Raw genomic sequence first — 1,241 nt, 5'->3', positions numbered from 1 at the left:
CGCTTCTGCCGTTGCGCATCCACCAGATGACCGAGGTTGAGCTGGCTCTTGCCGCTGTGCTCGGTGCTGAGCTTGATGTGTTCCTGGCCACGGCGGTCGTCCAGGCGCAGCTTGTTGTTGGCCGGGGTGCGCAGGACGTTGCGCTGGTAGTTGCGCAGGGTGACGGGGTCGGGGTGCTGGCTGTCGTGCAGGGCGTGGGCGATGTAGGGCTTGTCCGGGTCGCCCTGCTCGAAGGCCACGGCCACTTCGGTGCCCTGCAGCAGCGGCAGGTGCAGGCCGTAGGTGTCGCCGGCGTAGGGCCGCGCCAGGCGCAGCCAGAGGCTTTCCTGGCCGGCGGGCCAGCTGTCGCGGTCGAAGAGGAAGTGAACCTTGTAGCGCCCCTCGAGATCGATGTGGCCGTACTGGTCGTTGGCCTGCGGGCTGCTGATGCGCGCCGGGAGGGTGCCGGCGATCAGCGGTTTGGCGCGCAGCGGCGGACGGAAGCAGACGCGTTCCGCGTAGGGCATGGCGTCGAAGCGGGCGTCGAAGCTGCGATCCCGCGCGGCGCAGGTGGTCAGCCGGGTGATCACGGCGCCCGGGACGAAAGCCTCGGGCGCGCCGCCGTCGATGCGCAGGACCTGGCCGGGGGCCAGGGTGGCGCTGCTGGTGACGCCGCTGAGGCGGGTCTGCTGGTTGAGGTAGCGTTCGTGGCGCAGGCGCGCATAGAAGTAGCCGCTTTCGCTCGGCAGGTCCTCGTCCTGGCTGTGGGCGTCACCGAGCACGGTGTAGGGCTCGCCGTAGTGGTAGGCCTCGCCGTAGGTGGTACGGGCACCGCGGCTCTGGTCGACCTCGCCGTCGAGGTAGGCGCCGGCATCGCGCGGGTCGTAGGCACGGATGTTGACCTGCTGCTCGACCAGGCCATGGCTGGCCTGCAGCTGCCACACGGCGTCCTCGCCGCTGCTGGTACCGGAGGGCGGCCGGTACGGCAGGCGGACGTCGAACTGGTAGTTGCGCGGGTCGTCGTGGAATTCCACCACGTCGATGTGCAGGCGCTCGTCGGTGGTGAAGCGGTACCAGATGCCGACGTCGGCGAGCAGGCGCTCGACGAAGGCCAGGTCGCTCTCGGCGTATTGCAGCACTTGCTCGCGCTTGGGGTAGTCGCGCTTGAGGTCGAAGAAGAAGTCCTGCCCTTCAAGCAGATGCCGGCCGCGCAGGATGCCCTCGACGATTTCCGGCACGCTCTGGTGCTGGTAGATGCGGTA

The 1,241-nt window shown here is 69.0% G+C and carries 1 protein-coding gene; it reads right to left on the bottom strand.

The genetic code is table 11. From position 1 onward, the window contains the following. Window positions 1-1,241: type VI secretion system tip protein VgrG (gene vgrG / locus E8E75_RS00130; protein ID WP_280357645.1), on the bottom strand; the 1,241-nt coding region annotated here is incomplete at both ends.

The sequence above is a fragment of the Pseudomonas sp. BN606 genome, from assembly GCF_029873115.1.
Taxonomy (GTDB): Bacteria; Pseudomonadota; Gammaproteobacteria; order Pseudomonadales; family Pseudomonadaceae; genus Metapseudomonas.
Note: the sequence above shows the minus strand (reverse complement) of the source record. Positions and strands in the feature narration are given on the sequence as shown.